Genomic DNA, 24,267 nt, shown 5'->3' on the forward strand with positions numbered 1-24,267 from the left:
AGGGCCGGCGGGGGTTTACGGCCCTTTTATTTCCAGTCGGAATTTATTTTTTTACCTTTTTCTGGGCCTTTACCTTTTTCTGAGCTTTTACTTTTTTCTGAGCTTTGACTTTTTTGGCAACAGGTTTGATCACCCGGACCGTATCGGTTGCAAGAAAGTCGCGTCCGTCAATCATGCTGCCGCTCACCACCAATTCGCTGGTCAGCGGGAAGGTCAGCGGTTCCACCGAGGTGGTGAACATGGTGCTCAGCGCGGCCCTGCTGAATTTGATGTTCAAATAGCCATCGTCGCTGATTACCGCCCTGTCGGCGGATATTTCTCCGTTCAGCAGGATGGAGGCGGTGTCGATGTCCTCAAGGGCAACGTCTTCTTCGGTAAAGAGCTTGCAGGTCACCCAGCGGCCTTTGGAGGCGAGATTCAATGTCTCCGGCGTGCAGAGAACGGTAGTGTCCACGGTGCCGCAGTCGGTCAGGCATACTGCCCGGGATGCCTCGCACTCGCTCCGGCACAGATCGATGTCAATCGCTCCTTCACAGTCCGCCAGGCACAGGTCGTAGCTTAACCAGCAATCGGCCTGGCATTGTTCGTCGCCGCTGTTGGACTGGAGGACGATGGTCTCGGTATCCGCGAGGGCGGGAGCCTCTTCATCGGCATTGCCCGCGTAAAGTGATACCGCAAGCTGGGTGATTTCATCTCCCTCGGGCAGGGGGAGTGTCTGGGTGAATGCGGTGTTGCAGGCTTCCGCGTCAAGCGGCAGCGGGCCGGCGAAAAGATCGATAAAGTAAGTGGCGTCAAGGGTGGAAAGCAGCGGGGTGATTTCCCTGGGCTCCGCGCAGCCGGAAAGCGTTCCCGTCACCACAACCGAATCCGGGGTCACGATGATCGCATCGATGTTGTCTGCCCAGGCGTTTTGAGCTGCCGTTCCGGCAAGGATTCCCGCGAGAGCGAAAAATGTCATTTTTTTCTTCATGTTTTCTTCTCCTGTTAAGAGTTTGGATGCTGGATAACCACATTGAAATGTATATTTCGTGTGCAACTGTTTGTCTTGTATTCAATAATCATGCCATGGCCTGTGGTGGCGCATGGCGGCATTTTCCGTCGGGAGAACGTCACTTATCCGTATTTTTCAGGAAAACAATTAAAACATGTATAAAAAAACTTTAGTATACTGTGTGCAGTTTGTAAAATGTTAACTCGGCAAATGTGTGGGCCGGCATGGCTGGAAAGAAGCGATCCCCACCTCGGATGCATCACGGAAGAAGCCGGGAACGGGGTGAGCCGGGTTTTGGCGGGACCGGGACAGCCCGGCAGATGAAAAACGGGAAAACAACTACAGGGGGGAGGATTGCATGTTTGATTTTGACTTTCATAACCCGACAAAGATACTTTTCGGGCGTGGCAGGGAAACGGAAATCGGCAAAGAATTACAGGCTGCCGGCATCGGCAAGGTCCTTTTTCTGTATGGCAGGGATTCGATTAAAAAATCAGGTCTTTGGGATCGAATTGTCGCAAGCCTGCAACAAAATAACATTGCCTGGGTCGAGCATGCCGGGGTGGTGTCCAACCCGGTGATTTCCCATACCCGGCTTGGCGTTGATCTGGCAAAAAAAGAAAGGGTTGATGCCGTTCTCGCGGTGGGCGGCGGTTCGGTGCTGGATGAAGGCAAGGCCATCGCCGTTGGCGCCCTGAGTGACGATGATGTCTGGGATTATTTTGTCGGCAAGGAGGTTGTCGCCGCCCTGCCGGTGTTTGCCGTGCTTACTTTGGCTGCAACCGGCAGCGAGATGAACGGCAATGCTGTGGTGACAAACGAGGAAACCCGGCAGAAGTACAATATCGCCTCTATCCACGTTTATCCGCGGGTGTCCATCCTTAATCCCGAGCTCACCTGCACGGTGCCGCCGAATTACTCGGCGTATGGGGCGGTGGATGCCGTCGCCCATGTGATCGAGGGCTACTTTACCCGCCGTGGAGGCACGCACCTGCAGGACCGGCTGGTCGAAGGCATTATTAAAACAGTGATCGAGACAAACAACATCATCATGAAGGCGCCTGCCGATTATGCGGCCAGGGCGGAATTCATGTGGGCCGCGACCCTGGCCCTGAACGGTCTGACCACCGCCGGGCTTGACGAGTACAGTTTCCCGAACCACATGATCGAGCATGCGCTCAGCGCCATTTACAATATCGCCCATGGGGCGGGGCTTGCCATCGTCATTCCCGCCTGGATGAAATGGTATTCCCCCAGGTGTCCCGAGCGTTTTCAACGTTTTTCCCTGGAAATATTCGGCCTCCACGGGGTTGAGGCCGGCATCGATGCCCTGGAAAACTGGTTTGCCGCAATCGGCGCCCCAACCCGTCTTTCGCATGTCGGCATCAAGGAGCACGACATCGATCAGATTGCCGACAATGCCTTTGGGCTTGCGACCCAGTGGGGCATTGCCGGGATATATCCGCGCAAGGCCATTGCCGAAATTCTTCGCTTCGCGGTCTGAAGCCGAGCAGGGGAATGGAAGATTTTCTGATCGCAAACGGGCTGCCTGCCCTGTTTTTTCTCAGTTTTCTTGCGGCAACCGTGCTTCCCCTGGGCTCGGAATGGCTGCTGGTCGCCCTGGTGCTGAACCGGCTGCCGCTTGCATCGGTGGTTGCGACGGCAACGGTCGGCAACTATCTGGGGGCCTGCACCACCTATGGCATCGGCCTGTGGGGGGCGACTTTTCTGGTGCGGAAGATGGTCGGCATAAATGATAACGATCTGGCCAGGGCGCAGGGCTTCTACCGGAAATACGGGAGCTGGTCGCTTTTATTCTCCTGGGTGCCCGTGGTGGGCGATCCTCTCTGCCTGATCGGCGGCATGATGCGGATGAATTTTGTCCTTTTTTCCCTGCTGGTTGTTGCCGGCAAGCTGGCCCGCTATCTGGCGATAGGCATGATAACCGCTTCCGTCATGGCTGAATGATTTTTTTTGTCGTGTATAAGGGGGAATTGTCTCATTTCCCGTTTCCTTCGGTTGGAACATACGAAAATAAAATGGAATGGTTGCGATGCAAGAAAAACCCTCTTACGAAGAATTGGAAAAAAAAGTCCATGACCTTGAACAACAAGCGGTTGCCCGGCGTGAGGCGGCGGTCGCCATGGAGGAGCTGGTCGCCCGGTACGGCGACCTGGTGGACAATGCCAGCGATCTCATTCACAGCGTGACTCCGGATGGTTCCTTTCTTTATGTCAACAAGGCCTGGAAGGAGGTGCTCGGCTATTCCGATGCCGAGATAGCTCAGTTGAAATTAATGGACATCGTTGATCCGGATTGCCGGGAAAGGTGCCGCGACATTTTTCTTTGCCTCATTCAGGGAGAAAGGCTTGACCGGAATGAAACCGTTTTTGTGGCCAAGGACGGCAGGAAGATTCTGGTTGAAGGACGTTGCACCACCAAGTTCAAGGATGGCGTGCCCGTTGCCATGACCGGTATTTTCCGGGACATCGGCGAGCGGGTCAGAAGCGAACAGGCCTTGCATGAAAGTGAAAGGCGCTACCGGGATCTTTTTGAAAATGCCCATGACCTGATTCAGATCGTGCGCCCGGACGGGCATCTTCTGTTTGTCAACCGGGCCTGGCGGGAGACATTCGGTTACGATCAGGAGGAAATCGAAAATCTTTCCATTTTTGACCTCATTGCCCCCGAATGCACCGAGCACTGTCAGCAGACCTTCCAGCGCGTCATGTCCGAGGAAAAGGTGCAGGAAATAGGCGGAAACACGGTTTTCATGACCAAGGAAGGGAGAAGGGTCGTTATTGAAGGCAATGCCTGCTGCAAGTTCCAGGACGGCAACCCCGTATCCACCCAGTGCATTTTCCGTGATGTCACGGAAAAAAGGAGAATGGAGTCGGAATTGCTGAAGGCCCAGAAGCTGGAATCGGTGGGTATTTTTGCCGGCGGAATCGCCCATGATTTCAATAATCTGCTCACCGCCATTCTCGGCAACATCTCGCTTGCCAAGATGTTTCTGCAGCCGAATGATCCGGTTTTCAAACGGCTGGAAATGACTGAAAAGGCCTCCCAGCAGGCCAAAGGCCTGACCCAGCAGCTTCTTACCTTTTCCAAGGGCGGTGCTCCGATTAAAAAAATTACTTCCATCGCGGATTTGATAAGGGACTCCAGCAGTTTCATCCTGCGGGGCGCCAATATTCGCTGCGAATTTCAGCTGGCCGAGGATCTGTGGCCGCTTGAAGTGGATGAAGGGCAACTCAGCCAGGTGACGCAGAATCTGACCATCAACGCCTGCCAGGCCATGCCGGATGGCGGGGTGTTGACAATCAGCACGGCAAATTATATCGCCGATGAAGGAAACTGTCTCGGGCTGCGTCCGGGCCGCTATGTGCAAATAGCTTTTACTGATCAGGGAAGCGGTATCCCGCCGGAAAATATCACCAAGATATTCGACCCCTATTTTTCCAGCAAGCAGAGCGGCAGCGGCCTCGGACTGGCCGTCGCCTATTCGATCATCAAAAAACATGACGGCAGTATCACGGCTGATTCCGAAATCGGCCGGGGATCAACTTTTTCCATCTACCTTCCCGCCTCGGCGAAAAATCATGTGCCGCATCCGAAAAATGAAAAATCTTCCGACCCCGCCCCTTCCGGCAAGGGCCGGATTCTGATCATGGACGATGAAGAGATCGTTCGGGAAATTGCCGCGGAAATGCTCAACTATCTCGGCTGTGAAAGCGCGCAGGCCGGAGACGGCAAGGAGGCAATTGAAATGTATATGAAGGCGAAAGAGGAGGGGACCCCTTTTGATGCGGTGCTCATGGACCTGACCATCGCCGGCGGCATGGGCGGCAGGGAGGCCATTGCCCGCTTGCTCGAACTCGATCCGGAAATCAAGGCGGTGGTGTCAAGCGGCTATGCCAATGATCCCATTATGGCCAACTTCCGTGACTATGGTTTTTGCGGGGTGGTTCCCAAGCCTTATAAGCTGCACGAACTCAGTTCGACCGTTTGCGGGATTATGCGGAAAACCTGACAGAAGACACCTTTTCCAGAGGTGAGTTTGACTTTTTGAGATGTTCGATGTGGCAATGTAAAATAAATCTGTTTGAATGTATAAGCAGTCCACATTGCAAGAAACCTCCAAGTGGTTCAAAATGTTTGTAATGAGACAAACGGCTGGATCGAGATGGGCTCGTCCAGAAAGAGACCACAAGGAGGTTTCCATGAGAACACTTTACTACATTGGGTTGGATGTTCACAAGAAACTGATTGCTTATTGCATCAAGACGTTAGATGGCCGTATCGTCGGACAGGGAATGATTGGTGCTGACAGGATGTCAGTTGGTGAATGGGTCAATGGATTACCTGGCCTCTGGGTGGGAGCGATGGAGGCAACCATTTTCACAGGGTGGATCTATGATTTCCTTTCTCCCCATGCGGTTGAGGTAAAAGTGGCGCATCCCCAGATGCTCAAGGCCATCACCACTGCCAAGAAGAAAAACGATCGAGCCGATGCCGCGATGCTCGCCGATCTCTTGAATCTGGGGTCAAGTCTGCTCTTAGCTCATTGTCGAGGCGAACGCAACGAACACGATGAGAAAATTAGGAGACCACGTTTTGTGGAGCAAAGGTTGGAAGTGGTACACTTTTTATTGCCATTTTTGGGATACTTTTACGTTGCCAGTGACAAGCCAAAAAGCTGAAGAGCCGAAAGAGAACGCTGGATTAAGGATGACTGGAGATTTTTAAAAATGAAATTCTCCCGGGCACGCCAGTTATCGCCAAAAACGGCTTTTTCTGCAGACTCGTTCGCCAAAAGGAATGAATCCTGCTGAGTTATTGACAATCAATAAAACGAAAATGGCGAACCAATTTCAATTGACAGCCAGTGTTTCAGCCTGTCATTGAGGCGATGCACTGTCCCACCCGGCCTGTAGCCATCCTCCGCGCATGCCTCATGGAAAAGATCTGCCGGTACCGGTATCTTGGCAATTTCTACGGCCTCTTTCATGTTTCTTCGGATAAGAGTTGCCTGTGGTGGCGTTTCCCAGTCAAAGAGAACAAAATATATTGACTGATCATTACCGCTGACAAAATCATTGCCGCGTGACCAGCCTGCTCCCCATTCGAGATACATATCCACAGCTTTTTCAGGAGTCATATTCCAGTCCACCGCATTTAGAATTTCTCGATGTTTTTTCAACTCATTTGTTGTCATCATGGTCCACTCCCCTTGGTAAAAAGTATAACCTTCCTGAATCAGTGACGACACAGTTTGCAAAAATGCATATGGTTGCTGTGTCTCATTTTTTCAATCTACCTCAGTTAACCAGAGTATCCCTTGACTTAAGTCAATTGTTTTACCTTTGCTATTCAGTATGAGGGAAAATACATAGAGAATTGAGGCAATACTGATGGGTGTAAAGGGGGGGGCAGAGTGAAATTAAATTCCCGAAAGAGGATCCGCTCCGCCGGTCTCCCTGCCAACCAGAAGATCATCCCCGTCACTGCCCGGGGTGGCATTGAAACCCTTGGTTCTGTCGCCGCCGGACTGGACGATGCCGATCAAAAACTGGAAATCAGCCCTGAATCAGTTCCGCATCATGTTTGCAGAGAGGCTGCCGGAATTTTGATCACAAAAACCATTTACACAAAATTCTTTACAGGACCATTTCGCGGTAATTTTTTGTCGCGTATACTTCGTGAAAACATTGAAGAATCAAATGAAAGAGGCGCAAGGCGTTACTGAATAAGCCGTCTTCTCAGTAAAGAGACAGCCAACCGGCAGGTCAGCAGGGTCAGCAGGGCCGAGCCGATTATTTTCATCATCCACGGCTGATCAAACTGGCCGTAGCAGAGCATGCGGGACAAGGTGACAATCGGGGTGAGCGGTAACAATTCAAAAATTGTCCTGGCCGTATCCGGGATGGAAGCCAGGGGAAAGAAAATACCGGAGAAGAGAAAAAGGGGGGTCAACACCAGCGAGATGAAATAGTTGAAGAATTCGTAATTGTCGGCAAGGGTTGTCATGATGAGGCCGAATGCCGCAAAAAATATCCCGCAGAGAAAAAGCAGCGGCAGGAGGAGCATGGTCCAGGGGGAAGGCCAGACGCCGAAAAGAGGGAGGGCTGCCAGCATGATGATGCCGGACAAAAGCCCTTTGCCGGCACCCCAGAAAATTTCTCCCATGGCAATATCCGTTATGTCGAGAGGGGTCATGAGGATGGCCTCGTAAGTTTTCTGGATGGACAGCCTGGTATACGAACCGTAGGTCGTTTCAAAGGCGGCGCTGTACATCACCGATGAGACGGCCAGGCCCGGCGCGAGAAACTGCAGGTAGGTCAGACCGTCAATGGGGCCGACATCCCTGCCCAGCCCGTACCCCATGGCCAGGAGAAAGAGCAGCGGTTGGCCCAGATTGCCGATCAGGGTGGCCATGATGTGCTTGCGCCAAACCAGGCTGTTGCGCAGCACGATTGTCTGGAAACGGAAGAGTTTCATGATTCCCTCAATGAGCGGCCTGTCAACTGGATAAAGAGATCCTCCAGGTTGGCCGGTCTGCGCAGCCAGCCGCGGGAGTTCTTCAGCAGGGATTCAAGCTGGGTGCAATCCTCCTGGGTGTAGGCGTAAAGTTTGTCGCTTACCCGTTCGGTGGAGGCGTTGCACTTTTTGAAGGATGCCTCCAGGGCGTCAAGTTCCGTTGTCGTTCCCTCCACCTCAAAAACATCAATGCCGACCAATTCGGTGATCAGTTGCCGGGGATCGCCCTGGGCGACGATGGTGCCGTGATCAAGAATGAGCACCCGGTTGCTGAGCCGCTCCACCTCGTCGAGATAGTGGCTGGTCAGCAGCATGGTGGTTCCCTTTTCCTGCAGGATCTCAAGCCGTTGCCAGATCAGATGCCGGGCCTGGGGGTCAAGGCCCACGGTGGGTTCATCGAGAATGAGCAGTTGCGGGTCGTGAATAAGGGCCCGGGCAAGCAGCAGTCTCCGGCGTTGTCCGCCTGACAGATGTTCGATGATTTCATTTTTTCTGGTGGCAAGGGCAAAAAAATGGAGCAGTTCCTCGGTTTTTTGCAGGGCGATTTTGCGGGGGATATTGAAATAGGCGGCATAGATCAGCAGATTTTCCGCCACCGTCAGGTCGGGGTCCAGACTGTCGGCCTGGGGCACAACACCGATAAACCGTTTGGCTTCGCTTTGCTGCCGCGGCATCTCCCGATCGAGAATACGGATGGTGCCGCTGCTTTTTTCCACCAGCCCGAGCAGCATCTTGATGGAAGTCGTCTTGCCTGCTCCGTTCGGGCCGAGAAATCCCAGGCATTCACCCCGCTTGAGGTCAAAGCTGATGCCGTCCACGGCGCGGCGGTCACCGAATGATTTGCAGAGCTGCTTGACGCTGACAATGATGTCCGGCTCGGAGTCGATATTCATGATCCCTGATTATACAACACGGTGACGGACTTTCACCCTTTTTGATCGGTGATGGATTCGTAAAAAAAAATTCACCTTTTTTTGTCCGTTCAGAAAAGCACAAAAATAAGCAGGGCACAGACGACCAGGGCTGAATAAAGCAGGTACAAGCCGATTATGCCGTGTTGAATAAGCCTGCGCGTTTTGGTTGCGGCCACGGCGATGACGGTGAGGCTCGGGATAAGGGTTCTGTCCAGAACCGGGTCCGGAGTGTGGGAACGGAAGGAGGCGGCAGGGGAAAAGAGATTTTGCGGTTTTTTTATCTGGAAAACGGTTCCCATCGTCCAGTTGAAGAGCTTCATGATGGTCTCGGCAAAGGACGACGTGGAATACTGGGCCCGGGGCAGGGGCAGGGCGTAACCGCAACCCCAGGTGCATCGGCGCGGAATTTCGCCCTTGGGCCGCAGATGGCCGGCCAAGAGAAAAAAGACCGGAAGGGCGATGAGGGCCAGGGCGGCAAGGCTGATGTATCCGGCCGGGGCCAGGGCGGCAAGGGGTACTGCCCCTTCCGCTTGTGTGCCGAGCCAGGCGGCGATGCCGCGATCCAGCAGGGGCAGCATGGTGGTTGGCAGCAATCCGATCCACAGGCAGGCGCCAAGCAGCAGAGCCATGGCGGACAGCATGGAGCCGGACGCTTCATGGACATGGGACAAATCCTGCCGCGGCATGCCGAGAAAGGCGAGGCCGAAAACCTTGGCAAAACAAAGCAGGGCCAGGCCGCCGACCAGTGCCAGTCCCACCACCGCGAGAATCAGGCTGCCGCTGATGAGATTCGATGGATCAAGTCCGGCCTTCAGGAGCCCGAGATAAACCAGCCATTCGCTGACAAAGCCGTTTAAGGGCGGCAAGCCGCAGATGGCAACCGCGCCGCCGAGGAAAAAGAGGGCGGTATAGGGCATGGATTGCAGCAGACCGCCGAAATCGGACAGGCGGCGGCTGCCGGTGGCGTGAATCATGGACCCGGCGCTGAGAAACAGCAGGCCCTTGAACAGGCCGTGGTTGATGACATGGAGCAGGGCGCCGGCCAGACCAAGAACGGCGACCTCGTGCATGCCGTGGCTGCGGCCGAGCAGGGCGGCTCCCGCGCCGATGAGAATGATGCCGATATTTTCAACGCTGTGATAGGCCAGCAGGCGTTTCAAGTCGTGCTGGGCGATGGCGAACAGCACCCCGAGTATGCCCGATACCACCCCGAGAACGAGCACCAGCCAGCCCCACCAGGCCGGGATGGTCGAGAAAAAGCCGGTCAGGCGCAGCAGGCCGTAGATGCCGGTTTTGATCAGCACCCCGGACATCAGGGCGGAAACGTGGCTTGGGGCGGCGGCATGGGCGCGGGGCAGCCAGATATGCAGGGGGACCATGCCTGCCTTGAAGCCGAAACCGAAAAGGCCGAGCAGAAAGATGGCGGTTGCCGTCGGCGTGTCCGCCGGGATGCTTCCCGCCGGCGGGAAAGAAACGACGCACGCCTCGTCGCCGAGCAGGCCGAACATGGCAAACAGGGCCAGCGTGCCGGTATGGGTGGCGGCAAGATAGATGTACCCCGCCTGCTGCGCCTCGTTGTCGCCCTCGGTCACCACCAGGAAATAACCGCCCAGTGCCATGATCTCCCAGCCGATGAGAAAAACAACGCCGTTATCGGCGGTGAGCAGCAGGGCGATGCCCGCGGTGATCAGGGGGTAGAAAAAACGGATCCAGGCTGAGGTGCCGGGCTGTTTTGCCGTCGGCCGGTAGCCGGTGCCGTAGAGCAGGCCCGCGCAGGCAATGAAGAAGGCGGGCAGAAGAAAAACGGCGGCGAGCGGATCAAGGCGCAGGGCGATATATCCGCTGAAGCTCGACCAGGGAAGGCGGAGAAGGGCCTCCTCCGGATGGATGAGGCAAAAAATGACGGCCGCAAGCCCGCAGAGGCAGCCGCCGAGGCCGGCAAAAAGCGAAAGCCGATCCGCCAAAAGCGATCCCCGGCGGCAAAAGGGCGCGATGAAGGCCGACAGAAGCAGCAGGATGACGGCAGGGATGAAAAAGCGCATATCGATGGTCTCCCCATTTTCGCTAAAGCTTTACTTCCCATCCTTTCTTTTGTCAAGCAGTCGCAGGAGGCCATCCAGAATGGTGAATGGATGGGGTGGACAGCCTGGAATATAGAGGTCCACCGGCAGCAGGGAATCGATGCCGTCATGAATTTCGGGGCTGCCGGCAAAGGGGCCGCCGTTGATGGCGCAGGCCCCGGTGGCAATGACCAGTTTCGGTTCCGGTATAGCCGCATAGGTGGCGAGCAGCGCCAGCCGCATATTTTCGCTGACCGGGCCGCTGATCATGATGCCGTCCGCATGGCGGGGGGAGGCGACAAACTGGATGCCGAAGCGTCCCAGGTCAAAAAACAGGGTGCCGAGAACATTGGTGTCGGCCTCGCAGGCGTTGCAGCCGCCGGCCGATACCTGGCGGAGTTTGAGGGAGCGACCGAAAAGGCCGAGGATTTTTGCCTCAAGGCGTTCGGCCAGGGCAAGTTCGTGGCCGCTGAAAACGAGATCGGCCCGGCTGCGGGTCGACAGCCGGTAATCACTGGTAAAGGTAATGGCGCCATGGGGGCAGACCGGGCAGTCGGCGCAGAAGAGGCAGCGGCCGAGGTCGATGACTGTTTTCCCGGCCTCGCGGCTGACCGCGCCAAAGGGGCACCGCTGTTCACAGCCTTCCGTGCATGGGGCGCAAAGATCCTGACGCAACACGGGCAGACCGCGAAAACGTTCGGGCAGGACCGGCTCGCTCTTTGGAAAGCCACCGGTTCTGTACCCCTGGCGGAAGCGCTCTCGAATGATTTTCAACATGTCAATACCTCAATTCACCTTGCGGATCACAGGTCAAAGCCGCAGTAGGAAAGGTTGAAACTCTTATTGCACAAGGGGAAATCCGAAATCTGTCCATCCCTGAGGGCCATGGCAAGGCCATTCCAGTTGAAGAAAGAGGGATCGATCACCTTGTAGCGGCTGAAGCGCCCGTCGATGCCGGTGATGGCCGCATGGGTCAGGGTGCCGCGCCAGCCTTCCACCATGCAGATTGCCATGGTTTCCGGGGCCAGATCGGCTGTTTCCCGGCGGCATGCGCCATCCGGCAGGGCGTTGAGGCGTCGGCGGAGACAGTCCGTGGAATGGATTACCTCGTTGCGTCGCACCATGGCGCGGGCAAAAACGTCGCCGTGGGAGGACGTCATGGCCGGTACATTGTCCGTGCCATGGATTTCAGGGTCGAAATGGCGGCGGACATCGCAGTCGATGCCGCAGGCCCGGCCTGCCACGCCGACCAGGCCGAGGCCGACGGCATCCCTGGGGTTCACGGTGCCGGTTCCTTCCAGGCGGGCCAGCACCGAGGAGGTATCGAAAAAGAGATCAAGGGCACCGGTGGTGTGCTTGGCAACCGGGTCGAGGGCGGTGAGGATTTTGTCCCGGATTTCCGGCCCCGCATCAAAAAGCACGCCGCCGGGCCGGACGAGGCCGCGGCCGAAACGGCTGCCGCAGAGGGTCGCAGTCATGTTCAGATAATCGCCCCGCAGGCGGCCGCAGAAGGAAGAGGTCGGCAGATAGCCCACGTCGCCGGCCATGGCGCCGATGTCGCCGACATGATTGGCCAGCCGTTCCAGCTCCAGGGCCACGGCGCGCAGGAACTGGGCCCGGGCTGAGACCCGGCAGCCGGACAGGGATTCGATGATCCGGCTGTAGGCGGTCATGTGGCCGATGGTGGTGTCGCCGGCCATGGTCTCGATCTGCATCGGCGTTTGCGGCCAGGGACCGCCAAGCAGCAAACGTTCCATGCCCCGGTGCTGGTAGCCCAGGGAGATTTCCAGGTGAAGCACCTTTTCGCCGTAGCACTGGAAGCGGAAATGACCGGGCTCGATGATGCCGGCATGCACCGGACCGACGCCGACCTCGTGAATTTCATCGCCCTCCACCTGGAAAAAGTCCATGTCGCCCACGAGGGGATGCTGTCCGGTCGGACGCTGCCAGGGGTCCGCTGCGCCGTTCCAGGTGGCGTGAAAACGCACCGGCTTGAACCAGGGATGGCCGGGGAAAGCGACCCCGTACTGTTCGGCGATTTCCCGTTCAAAAAGATGGAGCTGGGGCAGTTCCGGGGTGAGGGAGGGAAAACTCGTTGCCGCTTCGTGGCCGAAGACGGTAAGGGTGCCGCTGTCCGGCGAGGCCGTCACCGCGTAAAGTGTGACCTCGCCCGTGCCGTTATTTCCCGGTACGGCAAAAAGGGCGGCCAGCCGTTCTTTGCCGGTGAGAGCGGTTTTCATGAGCAGGCTGAATTCCTCATGCTGCAGCAACGGGATGGAGGCCAGGGGCAGGGTGCCGCCATTGACGATGCGGGGGGGCGTGCTCATCGGTTCACCTCCATCAGCAATGCCGCGTCGCGCAGCAGTACGCGCAGCGGTTCCGGAAGATAGATGCCGAGGACCAGCACCGCGGCCATCAGGGCCAGGGGGCTGGCCACGGTCATGAAATTTTCGTCGATGTTGTCCGCGGTCTTGTTGATATCCATGGGGGTTCCCAGGGAAACGGTCACCACCGTTGCGCTCATGCCGATAAAAATGACGGCCAGCAGAAAGATGCCGGCGAGGCCGAGCCATTGGTGGCCGCCGGAGAAAATGCCGCGCAGAATGGTGAATTCACTGATAAAGGGGCCAAAGGGCGGTGATCCGGCAATGGCGAGGAAACCGGCGAGAAACAGGCTGGCGGACCAGGGCAGCACGCTGATTGCCCCTTGGGTTTCGCACATTCTTTTGCTGCCGAAGTAGCGGTGGATGTTGCCGGCGCTCATGAACAGGGAGCCCTTGGTCAAGGCGTTGTTGATGACGTGCAGCATGGCGCCGTATGTGGCCGGGCCGCCGATGGCGATACCGACGGCGAGTATCCCCATGTGTTCGACGCTGGAGTAAGCCAGCATCCGCTTGATGTCCCGCTGTCGGATAACGAAAATAGCGGCAAAAACCAGGGAAACGACGCCAAGGGCCAGCAGGCACTGGTTGGCCAGAATTTGTTCACCGGCCGCGCCCATGATCTGCATGACCCGCAGCACCGCGAGAAAGGCGACGGAAGTCAGTCCGCCGGCCAGCAGGCCGCCCACCAGGCCCGGTGCCTCGCCGTAGGCGTCCGGCTTCCAGGAGTGAAGGGGCGCAAGCCCCATTTTGGTGCCGAAACCAACCAGCAGAAAGACAAAAGCGGCCCGCAGCCAGGGTTTGGAGAATTGCGGGGCCAGAACGAGCATGTGGTCGATTTGCAGACTTTCCTTGCCGCTGCCGGCCAGTCCGGCGTAAGCGACGAAAAAGATGCCGAGCATGGCAAGGGCGATGCCCACGGAGCAAAGCAGCAGATACTTCCAGGTTGCCTCGATGGAAAAGCGATTGCGATTAAAATAGATGAGCGGGGCGCTGAGGATGGTGGTGGCTTCCACCGCAACCCACAGCAGGCCGAGGTGCCGGGCGGCCGTGGCCAGGGTCATGGCGCTGAGCATGGCGAGCAGGCAGACGATGAAGGTGCGGTTCTCCCAGTCCGGGTGGGTGCGGAAGTAGCCGATGCCGTAAAAGGCGCAGGCGCAATAAAGCAGGCTGACCGACAGCAGTATCAGGCGGCCCATGGCATCGAGGCCGAGCATGGTGCCGGGAATGAGAACCGGCTGGGGAGTGGCGACGATCTGCAGCACAAGCAGCAGATGCGCCAGCCCGGTCGCGGCAACGATCCACGGCCGCAAACGGGCGGATGGCAGGGCGGCGGCCGCCAGTGCGGCGGCAAGGGGCAGAAAGAGAAGGATGGAAAGGGTCATAGGGCTATTCTTTCAGGAGACAGAGATTTTCGGTGTTCGTGGAGGAAAACTCACGGTTTATATGGTTCATGACAATGCCCATGACGAAAATGGCAACCAGGATGTCAAGCAGGATTCCCGCCTCAACCATGAAGGGCATGGCCTCGGCCAGCAGGATGCCGAAGATGAAGATGCCGTTTTCAAAGATCAGGTAGCCTGCCACTTGGGTGATGGCCTTGCGCCGGGTGATCAGCATGAGAAAACCGGCCGCCATGGTGGAAAGCGATGCGGGGATGAACAGTGAATGCAGGTGCTGGGGCAGCAGGGGCAACCGGTCGGCGAAGATGAAGGCGCCGGCCGTGGTCAGCGCGCCGATCATCAGGGTGGCGACGTAGCCGATGCGCGGTTCGATTTCCCGCCTGATGTGCACCTGACGGATGGCCCGCATCAGCAGCCAGGGAATGACGAAGCCTTTGATGACCAGGGCGGTGCCGGCAAGAAACATGGTATGGAAAGTCAGACCGTGAATGACGGGCGGCAGCAGGGACAGCAGGCCGCCCTGAAAGCCGGTGACCCGGATGCAGGCGGCCAGACGGCTGGTACCCAGGATGAAAAAATTAAGCAGGATAACGCAAAGCAGGATGATGCTGTTGAAATCGTTCATGCCGTCACCTCAGAAGCAGAATCAGGGCAAAAAAGGAAAGCAGGGTGGTGCCGACGAGCAACTGGGGTACCCTGGTCAGCCGCAGTCGGGCCATGGCCGATTCCACCAGGCCAACCGCCACGGCAAGGACAATCAGGCCCGCGGCGAAGCTGACCATGTCAAGGAGATTGTTGCCGGTGGCCGGAAGGAGCAGGTTCATGATGAGAGCCGCGAACAGCAGCAGCTTCATGGAGGCGCCGTAGAGAATGAGCCCGAAATCCGGTCCGCTGTGGTCCAGCACCATCACCTCGTGAATCATGGTCAGTTCGAGATGGGTGTTGGGGTCATCAAAGGGGATCCGACAATTTTCAGCCAGCAGCACGACAAAGAGGCAGAGTGCGATAAACGGCAGCGTAATGGCGGCTTCGGATTGGAGCAGCTGTCCCGTGGTCCCGACATTGAACATGGCATTTAAGGAAAAATCCCCGGCGATCCGGGCCAGAACAATGAAGGCGACAAAGATGGTCGGTTCCACCAGGACGGCAAAGGTAACCTCGCGGGCCGCTCCCATGCCCTCGAAGCTCGAACCGGTATCCAGGGCGGACAGAACGATGAAAAAGCGGGAAAGCGCCAGCAGATAGACAAAGAGGATCAAATCGCCGCTGAAGGAAACCGGCGCCGCCATGGGGCCGAATGGGACCAGCATGGCGGCGAGCAGGGGAACGACGACGCCCGCCGGCGGTCCGGCACGAAAGACCCAGGTTGTGGTGGAGCTCAAGACCATCCCCTTGCGGAAGAGTTTGCCGATGTCCCAGTAAAGCTGCAGCACGGGTTGGCCGCGCCGTCCGGCGATGATCGCCTTGACCCTGGCAATGATGCCGGGCAGCAGGGGGGAAAGAAGCAGCAGCAGAACAAGATGAAAGAAAAACGAAGTGACCATGGGCCTCCGATGTCATCCCTGGGTGGAATAGATAATCCATCCCAGCAGCAGAATGGTGGTGAGAAAAAAATACGATATGTAGATCCCCAGTTGACCGGCCTGCAGACGGCGACAGGTGTGGGCATAACCGGCCATTTTCAGGAAAAGGGGGGTCAGGAATCGGCGCAGCACCGGATCGAAACTTTGCTGGGCATGCCGCATGACGGCAGGGAACGGATGAAGCGGTGTTGCTTTGTCAACGACGGGCCGCAGGCAGGAACAGTAGGCCTCATCCTGGATGAACTGTCCAAAGCCGCCGGCTGTGTATGCCATCCGGCTGTTCGGCAGCGGATAGCCGCAGCCCCAGGTGGCGACCGTCTTGCGGCGGTGGCGGAGGCGCAGGGCGAGCACGGCCCAGAACAGGGTGAAAAAAACGATACAGGTCAGGCTCCAGGCCGTGCCGAAGGGCAGCGTGCCGATCATCGTGCCGAAGAGCGAAACGTTCTCCGGCGCGAGCACGGCCAGGGGCCCTTCCAGCAGCCGGAGAAACCGGTCGGGGAAGATGCCGATGGCAAGACAGAGGCCTGCGGGCGGACTCATGGCAACGATCATCGACCAGGGGGCTTCGTGGGGAGGGATGGCGGTGCTTTTGCGCGGCTCGCCGCTGAAGATGATACCGATAATCCGGGTTACGGTCAGCAGTACCATGCCGCCGGTCATGGCAAGCAGGATGACCAGCAGCATGAAAAAGAAAGCCATTGCCCCGGATGCCGACTGGCCGGTGGACAGCAGGCTGAGATAAATGAGGAGTTCGCCGATGAGTCCGTTGCAGGGCGGCAAAGCGGAGATGGCCGCTCCGCCCAGCACCATGAGGCCGCCGGTCAGCGGCATGCGGCGCATGAGGCCGCCCATGGCGGACATCTCCCTGGTGCCGGTGGCATGGATGATTGATCCGGCGCCGAGAAAGAGCAGCCCCTTGAAAAGGGAATGATTCCAGATATGGAGCAGGGCTCCGGCCAGGGCGAGGCCTGCGGCCGTCTGGTAACCCGCATTGCGGCAGAAAAGCCAGGCGCCTAAGGCGAGAAAGATGATGCCGATATTTTCAACCGTCGAGTAGGCCAGCGAGCGTTTCAGGTCGGACTGCATGGATGCCAGGGCGATGCCGTAGAGGGCGCCGGTGATGCCGAGCAGGGCCAACAGCAGGCCGCACCAGGGAGGAAGCGGCGGCAGCAGGGTGATAAGACGAAGCAAGGCATAGACCGCGGTCTTGATCATCATCCCGCTCATCAGGGCGGAGACATGGCTTGGCGCGGCGGAATGGGCGCCGGGCAACCAGCTGTGCAGGGGAAAAAGCCCGGCTTTTGTGCCGAAGCCCACCAGGCCGAGGAAGAAAAAGAGAATGGCCGTGCCGGTCGGCAGGGTGGGCAGCGCGGTGAAATCCAAACTGCCGGTCAGGTGAAATTCCTTCAGGAAGAGCAGAAAAAGAAAGGCGGTGCCCAGCCGGGTGGCGACAAAATAGATCCAGCCGGCCTTGCGGACTTCATCGTCTTGCAGATCATGCACCACCAGCAGGAAAGAAGAAAGCGACATCATTTCCCAGGCAACGAGAAAGACCAGGCTGTTGGCGGCGCTCACCACCAGGGCCATGGCGGCGCCCAGCATGGTAAAGGAAAACCAGTGACGCGCCGCCTGCAAGCCCCGCGTCGGCAGGTCAAGATAGCGGATGGCGTAGACGGCGCAGCTGCCGAGCAGCAGGAAAAGCGGCACCAGGAAGAAGGCGGCGAGGCTGTCCAGTCGCAGTGCAAAGCCGACTCCGGCCGCGTCCCAGGCAAAGCTGTACAGCGTCACCTTGCCGGTGCAGAGCATGCCGAGCGACCCGCTCAAGCCGAGGAGCGCACCACTGATGGCGCAGGCTGCGCCGATCAGGTGGGCAAGCCGGTTACGGCGCCAGGCCAGCAGGGAAAGCGGGCCGCCGCCGACAAGTATTGCCAGGGAAAGCTTAAAGAGTGTGGGGAAAAGAGTGTCAATCATAAATGTCGCGCCGACATGAAATCACGAGGATGCGGAAGGATTTGGAGACGGTTTTGTTTTTTTTCCCTTGCCGGAGGCCTGTTTCCTCAGCGGTTGGGGCAGAAGTCTTTCCTCTGATTCCTGGATCAGTTGCAGGATTTCTTTGCGGGGAGGCTGTTTTTTCAGTTCAGCCAGGAAAGCGGGTTCCATCAGCAGGCGGCGCAACCTGGTGTCCAGGATGGCCTCCTCAACCTCATTGGCCGGCAGGGTGAGGATGATAATCTCCACCTTCTGCCGGTCCAGGGCCTTGAAGTCGGTTGGTTGCTCCAGAAAGGCCAGCAGCATGATGGAGTTGGCCACAAGGGCGGAATATCCTCGACTCGGCCGCATGCAGGCAACGCCCTTCAGGGAGGAAGAAACAAGAGACTCCTGGGCAAGGATGGACATCTTGATGGTGGAGGAATCGAATCCGCCGGTATGGGGGATGGTGGCCAGCAACTCGTCCAGCGCCTCATCCCGATTATCCCCATGGATGCGGTAGAGAACGGAGCCGTTGGTCAAGGCGCCGCGCACGGTGATGTTGTAGTTGACTTCCTCGGTCCCGAAAGTCATGCCGGTTTGTCCGGCAAGCCAGGCGTCAACCGCCTCGATGCGAAAGCGCCACTGCCCGCCCATTTTCAAGGCAAAAGGAATCTGATTGTCGGTGAGCATGCGGTAAATGGTTTTGTCGGAAACACCCATTTTTCTCGCGAACTCTTTGATGTTGATGAATGATTTGTCCATATATGTCCAAGTTTGACCTATTCTGTCTTGAGAGGGCTTTGATAATTGAAAAGCGAAACGCTGTCAACAGAAAAGAGCTGCACGGAAAATCAAATTCCTTTCCTTTTGACATTCAACGGGATCTCGCCATATACTTTTTCCAAGCATTTCATTTTATTATCCATCATGAGGAGAGATGCATGCTTGACCGAAAAAATGCTTTTTCCGGTCCCCCCGGCGCATTGTTCAGCAAAGGGGCGGCGCGCTTTGTTTTTTTCATTCTACTCTGGCAGGTACTGGCCGGTGATGAGGTGCAAAGCTGGATCATCGGTCTGCCGGTCACGTTGCTGGCGACTTTTTTCAGTTTGCTGTTTGCCTCTTCCCATGTCTGCGCAATCAGTCCCTTCGGACTTCTCCGTTTTGTCCCCTTTTTTCTGAAGCTCTCCTTGCTGGGCGGCTGCGATGTCATGCGCCGGGCCTTTGACCCGCGCATGCCGATGAATCCCGGTCTGCTGACCTATACCATCAGTTTGCCTCCGGGTCCGCCGCGGGTGCTGCTGGTCAACTGCATCAGTCTGCTGCCCGGCACCATCAGCGCGGATTTTCAGGGGAAGTGCATCACCATTCATTCAATCGACAAGAATATTCCCGTATGGGCCTCGATTCAGCTGCTTGAGCGGAGGATATCCCGAATTTTTAAATTCCATGCGCTCGGTGGCGGGGAAGGCTGATGTCCATTCATCTCATGGCGGCCCTGGTGCTGCTTTTTTCCATTGTTCTTGGTCTCATCCGTATTCTGCGCGGACCAACCGCCGCCGATTCCATGATGGCGGCCCAGCTGTTCGGCACCTGCGGGGTGGCGATTCTCCTTCTGCTGGGAAAAGGACTGGGCAGCGAGGCGCCCCGGGACATTGCCCTGGTCTTTTCACTGCTTGCGGCCCTTACCGGCGTGGCGTTTGTGCTGCGGGCGTGGAGGAAGGGGCCGTGACAAGGGCGCGACCGGACATTTCGACAAGGAGTGGCGCGTGATTCTTTCCACTATCGGCATGCTGTGCATCTGCATCGGTATTCCTTTCTTTGTTTCCGGCACCGTGGCTTTGCTGCGTTTCCCTGATATCTACACCAGGTTGCATGGACTGACCAAGGCGGACAATGTCGGTCTTGGTTTCGTCGTTGCCGGTCTGGCGCTGCAGTCGGAGAACTGGCGTATCGCCGTACAACTCTTTTTTATCTGGCTGTTGGTGCTTATTGCCGGTTCCGCTTCCTGCCATCTGATCGCCCGGGCCGCCCTGCGGAAAAAAATAGAACCCTGGTCACGGTCATGAGCCTTTTTACCCTGCTCTTTGACATCATGCTTGTCGTCACCCTGCCCCTGCTCGGCTGGCGATTGCTGGCCAGCCGCGATCTTTTCCGGGCGGTGGTGCTTTACATCTCCTTTGGCCTGCTCATGTCCCTGACCTGGGTCCGGTTGCAGGCACCGGATGTGGCCCTTGCGGAAGCGGCAATCGGAGCGGGGCTTACCGGCGCGCTTTTTCTTTCCGCCCTGCGCCGCATCGAGCGTTCCGCCAAAGGAGAAAGACGACTTGATCATGATGAGGAGAGAGGTTTTGCCCGAAGGAAGGATAAATCGTCCACGCGCCTGACCCGCGAAAAGGCCTATGGCGCGACCCTGGCGCTGCTTGGATGTTTTACGGGGCTTCTGGCCTGGGCGCTTGCCGTCACACCGGTTGCCCGGACACATCTTGGCCCGGCAATCGATCTGCTGATGGACCAGAGCGGGGTGGAAAGCCGGGTGACCGCGGTACTGCTGAATTTTCGCGGCTACGACACCCTGCTTGAGGTGATGGTTCTTTTTCTTGCCGTCCTTGGGGTCTGGTCGTTGGCCGGCAGTGCCCCGGTCATGCGTGATGGGGGTGACGGACAGGTTTTGCAGACGCTTGTCCGTTTGCTGGTGCCGTTGATGATCATTGTTGCCGGATATCTGATATGGGGCGGCAGCCACAAGGCGGGAGGGGCCTTTCAGGGAGGAGCGGTGCTGGCCGCTGCCGGGGTTCTCATGCTCCTTGCCGACCCGGCGCCGGTTCGCGCGGTGCCAGGCTCCCTGCTGCGTTGCGGTCTGGCGCTCGGTCCCGGACTTTTTCTGCTGGCGGCCGTTGCCTGCATGCTGGGCGACGCGAATCTGCTCGAGTATCCAAAAGAGAGTGCGGCGGGATGGATTCTGCTCATTGAAACAGGGACCGCCCTTTCCATAGGGGTGACGCTGGCCGCGCTGTATGCGGGTGGGAAACCGGCGGACAGGGAGCATGAAGCGGGGCGGGACGTGTACGACGATGAAAGGGAGTCCGACGAATGAGTATTGTTTTTTTCTATAATTACGTTGGGTTGGCCTTGCTGGCTCTCGGTCTGCACGGACTGATCCGTTCCTCCCATCTGCTGCGGAAAATTCTTTCCGCAAACATTATGGCCGGCGGCGTTTTTCTTATTCTCATCGTGACGGCATACCCTGGCGACGGAGGGCAGGCCGATCCGGTTCCCCATGCCCTGGTGCTCACCGGGATCGTTGTTTCCGTCAGTATCACCGCTGTGGCCCTGGTGCTGGCAGGGCTTGTTCAGGAAACATCCAACCGTTTGTATCTGTTAAAAAAAAATCAAAAGAAGAGGGGAGGAAAAGGCGGTGGCTGATTCCTCGTTCTGGGCAGTGTGCCTGGTCGTCGTCCCCCTGTCGGCAGCCATCGCCTGCTTTCTTCGGCCGTCATTGGGCACGCCGGTCGGTCTTGTCGTCTCCGGGCTCAATGGCGGTGCTGTTTTCTTTTTGATAAGGGGACTGCTTTCTTCCGGTCCGGGGTGGTATCAGCTTGGCGGCTGGCAGCTGCCGGTGGGCATAAGCCTGAGAATGGACGGTCTGTCCGTGCTGATGACCGCCATGACCGCGGTGACGGGTGGTGCTGTTTCTCTTTATGCCGGAGGATATTTTTCCCTGCGCATCGGTATTGCCCGCAACTCGCGCCGGCATGAACAGCGGAAACGGTTTTTCTGGCCTTTGTGGCTGATATTATGGGCGGGATTAAACGGACTCTTTCTTTCCGCGGATTTTTTCAATATCTATGTGACCCTGGAGATTGTCGGGCTTTGCGCGGCAATTCTCACCGCCCTGTCCGGCAAGTCCGCTTCCCGCATTGCCGCCATGCGCTATCTGCTGGTGGGACTTCTCGGTTCATGCTCGTTTCTGCTGGGGGTTGCCCTGCTGTACCGCTCCCATGGGGTGCTGGACATGGCAACCGTGGGCCGACTGGCAACTCCCTCGCCGCTTTTATGGGCGGCTCTGGCCTTGTTGACGGCAGGCCTGATGATGAAATCCGCCCTTTTCCCCCTGCATTTCTGGCTTCCCTCCGCCCATGCCAATGCCCTGGCCCCGGTCAGCGCCATCCTTTCCGGGCTGGTAATCAAGGCCTCCCTTTATCTCCTGCTTCGCTTGTGGGGTGACATTTTTGCCCATCTCCTGCCTTTTTCCGCATATGTCATTCTGGGAAGCCTGGGCGGTGCGGCGATGATCTGGGGTGCGGCCCAGGCGCTGCTGCAGCAGAGGCTGAAAATGCTGATTGCCTATTCAACCGTGGCCCAGATCGGCTCCATCCTGATCGCCCTGCCGCTGATTCACCTGGACGGCGATATTTCCGCCCGGCAGGCCGCGGTTTTTCTCGTTCTTTCCCATGCCTTCGCCAAGTCGGCCATGTTTCTCGCCGCCGGAGCCATTTTCCTTCATGCCGGCCATGATCGCATTGAGGATTTAAGCGGCATCAAAGAGCAGCTCCCCACCGCCGCATTTGCCTGTGTGGTAGCGGGAGTCAGTCTCATCGGTCTTCCTCCCAGCGCCGGATTTATCGGCAAATGGCTGTTGTTGGCCGTTGCATTCCGGAGCGGCCACTGGTGGTGGGGCATCATGCTGGTAACAGGCAGTCTGCTGTCGGGCGCTTATATTTACCGGGTTGTTTGTCCGTTGCTCACCTTCAAATCGCCTTTTCCTTATAAGAATCAGGATGTCCCCTGGATCATGGAGTGGTCTGCCCTGTTTCTCGCGGTGCTCGCCATGGTCATGGGGCTTTTTGCCGCCTATCCCCTGGGGCTGCTTGAAGGGGGCACGCCGTTTTTTGCCGGGCTCGGAGCTGCGTTATGAACCCGGGAGGCTGGTTGCTCATCCTGATTCTGCTCAGCTCGCTTGTGCCGGGATTGATCATCTTCGCCTTGCCGGAAAAAAGCCACGGACCGCGGACCCTGCTCAATCTCGGTGGTGCGGTGTTGAAACTGCTGCTGGTGCTTGGACTGGTTGTCGGAATCTTCCGGGGCAGTGATTTTGAAATGCGCTGGTCCATCATGCCCGGCCTGGAACTGGTTCTCCATTCCGATCCGCTGTCGGCGCTTTTTGCCACCCTTTCCACCGTGTTGTGGCTGCTGACCACGGTGTATGCGGTTGCGTATCTGGAGGATGCGCCGAACCGGCGGCAGTTTTTCGGCTATTTCAGCGTCTGCGTCACCGTCACGGTGGGAATCGCCCTGGCCGGCAATCTGCTGACCTTTCTGCTTTTTTACGAATTGCTGACCCTGACCACCTATCCGCTGGTCATTCATCGGGGCACCAGGGAGGCGCGTGAGGCCGGCCGGGTCTATCTGGCATACACCCTGAGCGGCGGCGCGGTTATATTCATTGCCGTGGTCTGGCTGCAAACCATCGCCGGACCGCTTGAATTCAGCGCCCCCTCGGTTTTGCCCGCGCTTGGCCCTGATTATGAAAGGAGCCTGGTGCTCATCTTTATCCTGTTCATGGCGGGATTCGGCGTCAAGGCGGCGCTTGTGCCGCTGCACGGCTGGCTGCCCCGGGCCATGGTTGCGCCGGCGCCGGTGAGCGCCTTGCTGCATGCGGTTGCCGTGGTCAAGGCCGGGGTCTTCGGCATTATCCGTATTGTGCATGACGTCTACGGCATCGAGTTTGCCCGGCAACTCGGGCTGCTTTTTCCCTTGTCCGTGCTGGCCTCGATCTCCATTATATATGGGTCGATCTGCGCCCTGCGGGAAGATGATCTGAAAAGGCGGCTTGCCTATTCCACCGTGAGCCAGCTGTCGTATATCGTGCTCGGCATCAGCGTTGCCGGACCGATTGCCGCCATCGGGGGCCTTGTGCATCTGGTGCATCAGGGATTGATGAAGATCACCCTGTTTTTCTGCGCCGGGAATCTGGCTGAAACCCTTGGGGTGCACCGCATCAGCCGGCTGCCTGGCGTGGCGCGGCGCATGCCGCTCACCATGGCGGCATTTACCGTCGCAGCCCTGGGCATGATCGGCGTGCCGCCCATGGTCGGCTTTGTCAGCAAGTGGTATCTCGGCATGGGAGGTCTTGATGCCGGCAAACTGTGGGTGGTCGGGGTTTTGGCGGCAAGCTCGCTGCTCAATGCCGCTTATTTTCTGCCGATTGTCGTCAGCGCCTGGTTCGGCGGACAGGAGGAAAAATGGCCGGTGGAACGAACATTCGGACGTTTTGAGACCCACTGGATGTTGCTGCTGCCCCCGCTGGTTACGGCGTTTGTCGTCGTTGTCGTCGGTTTGCTGGCCAACGCCCAGTTCAGCCCGCTGGCCTGGGTGAAATTTATTGTCGCCATGGATTATGCGCCGTGACAAGCTCAGCAACATT

24 protein-coding genes are annotated in these 24,267 nt (G+C 57.7%); 12 read left to right on the top strand and 12 right to left on the bottom strand.

Annotated features, from left to right (window positions below):
* Positions 1-43: 43 nt before the first annotated feature.
* Entirely contained in the window at positions 44-970 is a 927-nt protein-coding gene (locus BM485_12490; GenBank protein OKY74654.1) for a hypothetical protein, read from the bottom strand.
* Positions 971-1,349: 379 nt separating this feature from the next.
* Here BM485_12490 and BM485_12495 point away from each other — a divergent pair, with 379 nt between their 5' ends.
* The 4 genes from BM485_12495 to BM485_12510 all read left to right on the top strand — a co-directional run bounded on the left by BM485_12495 (position 1,350) and on the right by BM485_12510 (position 5,694).
* Positions 1,350-2,495, top strand: a complete 1,146-nt coding sequence (locus BM485_12495; GenBank protein ID OKY74655.1) for an NADH-dependent alcohol dehydrogenase — start codon at positions 1,350-1,352, stop codon at positions 2,493-2,495.
* Between the two features lie 14 nt (positions 2,496-2,509).
* Positions 2,510-2,959, top strand: coding sequence for a hypothetical protein (locus BM485_12500; GenBank protein ID OKY74656.1), 450 nt, complete (start codon positions 2,510-2,512; stop codon positions 2,957-2,959).
* Between the two features lie 85 nt (positions 2,960-3,044).
* On the top strand, positions 3,045-5,024 hold the full coding sequence (locus BM485_12505; protein ID OKY74657.1) for a hypothetical protein: 1,980 nt from the start codon (positions 3,045-3,047) through the stop codon (positions 5,022-5,024).
* A gap of 190 nt (positions 5,025-5,214) precedes the next feature.
* Complete coding sequence (locus tag BM485_12510) at positions 5,215-5,694, top strand: hypothetical protein (protein ID OKY74658.1); 480 nt, start codon at positions 5,215-5,217, stop codon at positions 5,692-5,694.
* A gap of 143 nt (positions 5,695-5,837) precedes the next feature.
* On the opposite strand, the gene BM485_12515 is transcribed toward BM485_12510, so the two are convergent.
* Positions 5,838-6,212, bottom strand: coding sequence for a hypothetical protein (locus tag BM485_12515; GenBank protein ID OKY74659.1), 375 nt, complete (start codon positions 6,210-6,212; stop codon positions 5,838-5,840).
* 216 nt (positions 6,213-6,428) lie between these two features.
* On the opposite strand from BM485_12515, the gene BM485_12520 reads away from it, so the two are divergent.
* The gene (locus tag BM485_12520) at positions 6,429-6,740 is read left to right on the top strand and encodes a hypothetical protein (protein ID OKY74660.1); all 312 of its coding nucleotides are present in this window, start codon (positions 6,429-6,431) and stop codon (positions 6,738-6,740) included.
* On the opposite strand, the gene BM485_12525 is transcribed toward BM485_12520, so the two are convergent.
* From BM485_12525 to BM485_12570, 10 genes are all read right to left on the bottom strand, one after another.
* Positions 6,734-7,492, bottom strand: a complete 759-nt coding sequence (locus BM485_12525; GenBank protein ID OKY74661.1) for a hypothetical protein — start codon at positions 7,490-7,492, stop codon at positions 6,734-6,736. The genes BM485_12520 and BM485_12525 overlap by 7 nt on opposite strands.
* A complete protein-coding gene (locus tag BM485_12530) occupies positions 7,489-8,397 on the bottom strand; it encodes a hypothetical protein (GenBank protein ID OKY74797.1) in 909 nt (302 codons plus the stop codon). The genes BM485_12525 and BM485_12530 overlap by 4 nt, the downstream gene beginning before the upstream one ends.
* A gap of 116 nt (positions 8,398-8,513) precedes the next feature.
* A complete protein-coding gene (locus BM485_12535) occupies positions 8,514-10,487 on the bottom strand; it encodes a hypothetical protein (protein ID OKY74662.1) in 1,974 nt (657 codons plus the stop codon).
* Positions 10,488-10,517: 30 nt separating this feature from the next.
* A complete protein-coding gene (locus BM485_12540) occupies positions 10,518-11,282 on the bottom strand; it encodes a hydrogenase (protein OKY74663.1) in 765 nt (254 codons plus the stop codon).
* Between the two features lie 26 nt (positions 11,283-11,308).
* Positions 11,309-12,832 (bottom strand): hydrogenase, encoded by a 1,524-nt coding sequence (locus BM485_12545; GenBank protein OKY74664.1) that lies wholly within the window; start codon positions 12,830-12,832, stop codon positions 11,309-11,311.
* Positions 12,829-14,271, bottom strand: coding sequence for a hydrogenase (locus BM485_12550; protein OKY74665.1), 1,443 nt, complete (start codon positions 14,269-14,271; stop codon positions 12,829-12,831). The genes BM485_12545 and BM485_12550 overlap by 4 nt, the downstream gene beginning before the upstream one ends.
* 4 nt (positions 14,272-14,275) lie before the next feature.
* Entirely contained in the window at positions 14,276-14,914 is a 639-nt protein-coding gene (locus BM485_12555) for a hydrogenase (GenBank protein ID OKY74666.1), read from the bottom strand.
* A 4-nt stretch (positions 14,915-14,918) separates the two neighbouring features.
* On the bottom strand, positions 14,919-15,833 hold the full coding sequence (locus BM485_12560) for a hydrogenase (protein ID OKY74667.1): 915 nt from the start codon (positions 15,831-15,833) through the stop codon (positions 14,919-14,921).
* Between the two features lie 12 nt (positions 15,834-15,845).
* Positions 15,846-17,843, bottom strand: a complete 1,998-nt coding sequence (locus BM485_12565) for a hypothetical protein (protein ID OKY74668.1) — start codon at positions 17,841-17,843, stop codon at positions 15,846-15,848.
* 21 nt (positions 17,844-17,864) lie between these two features.
* Positions 17,865-18,605: a hypothetical protein gene (locus tag BM485_12570; GenBank protein OKY74669.1), complete on the bottom strand. Its 741-nt coding sequence runs from the start codon at positions 18,603-18,605 to the stop codon at positions 17,865-17,867.
* 221 nt (positions 18,606-18,826) lie between these two features.
* Between BM485_12570 and BM485_12575 the strand changes: the two genes are divergently transcribed.
* Genes BM485_12575 through BM485_12605 form a run of 7 tightly spaced genes read left to right on the top strand, consistent with a single transcriptional unit; the run spans position 18,827 to position 24,251 of the window.
* Positions 18,827-19,315, top strand: coding sequence for a hypothetical protein (locus tag BM485_12575; GenBank protein OKY74798.1), 489 nt, complete (start codon positions 18,827-18,829; stop codon positions 19,313-19,315).
* Positions 19,312-19,572 (top strand): hypothetical protein, encoded by a 261-nt coding sequence (locus BM485_12580; GenBank protein OKY74670.1) that lies wholly within the window; start codon positions 19,312-19,314, stop codon positions 19,570-19,572. The genes BM485_12575 and BM485_12580 overlap by 4 nt, the downstream gene beginning before the upstream one ends.
* A gap of 58 nt (positions 19,573-19,630) precedes the next feature.
* On the top strand, positions 19,631-19,909 hold the full coding sequence (locus BM485_12585) for a Na+/H+ antiporter subunit G (GenBank protein ID OKY74799.1): 279 nt from the start codon (positions 19,631-19,633) through the stop codon (positions 19,907-19,909).
* On the top strand, positions 19,906-20,937 hold the full coding sequence (locus tag BM485_12590) for a hypothetical protein (protein OKY74671.1): 1,032 nt from the start codon (positions 19,906-19,908) through the stop codon (positions 20,935-20,937). The genes BM485_12585 and BM485_12590 overlap by 4 nt, the downstream gene beginning before the upstream one ends.
* Positions 20,934-21,266: a hypothetical protein gene (locus BM485_12595; GenBank protein ID OKY74672.1), complete on the top strand. Its 333-nt coding sequence runs from the start codon at positions 20,934-20,936 to the stop codon at positions 21,264-21,266. The genes BM485_12590 and BM485_12595 overlap by 4 nt, the downstream gene beginning before the upstream one ends.
* Positions 21,232-22,758, top strand: coding sequence for a hypothetical protein (locus BM485_12600; protein ID OKY74673.1), 1,527 nt, complete (start codon positions 21,232-21,234; stop codon positions 22,756-22,758). Before BM485_12595 ends, BM485_12600 begins: the two co-directional genes overlap by 35 nt.
* Positions 22,755-24,251, top strand: a complete 1,497-nt coding sequence (locus BM485_12605; GenBank protein ID OKY74674.1) for an NADH dehydrogenase — start codon at positions 22,755-22,757, stop codon at positions 24,249-24,251. Before BM485_12600 ends, BM485_12605 begins: the two co-directional genes overlap by 4 nt.
* Positions 24,252-24,267 lie beyond the last annotated feature (16 nt).

The organism is Desulfobulbaceae bacterium DB1, assembly GCA_001914235.1.
Taxonomy (GTDB): domain Bacteria; phylum Desulfobacterota; class Desulfobulbia; order Desulfobulbales; family SURF-16; genus DB1.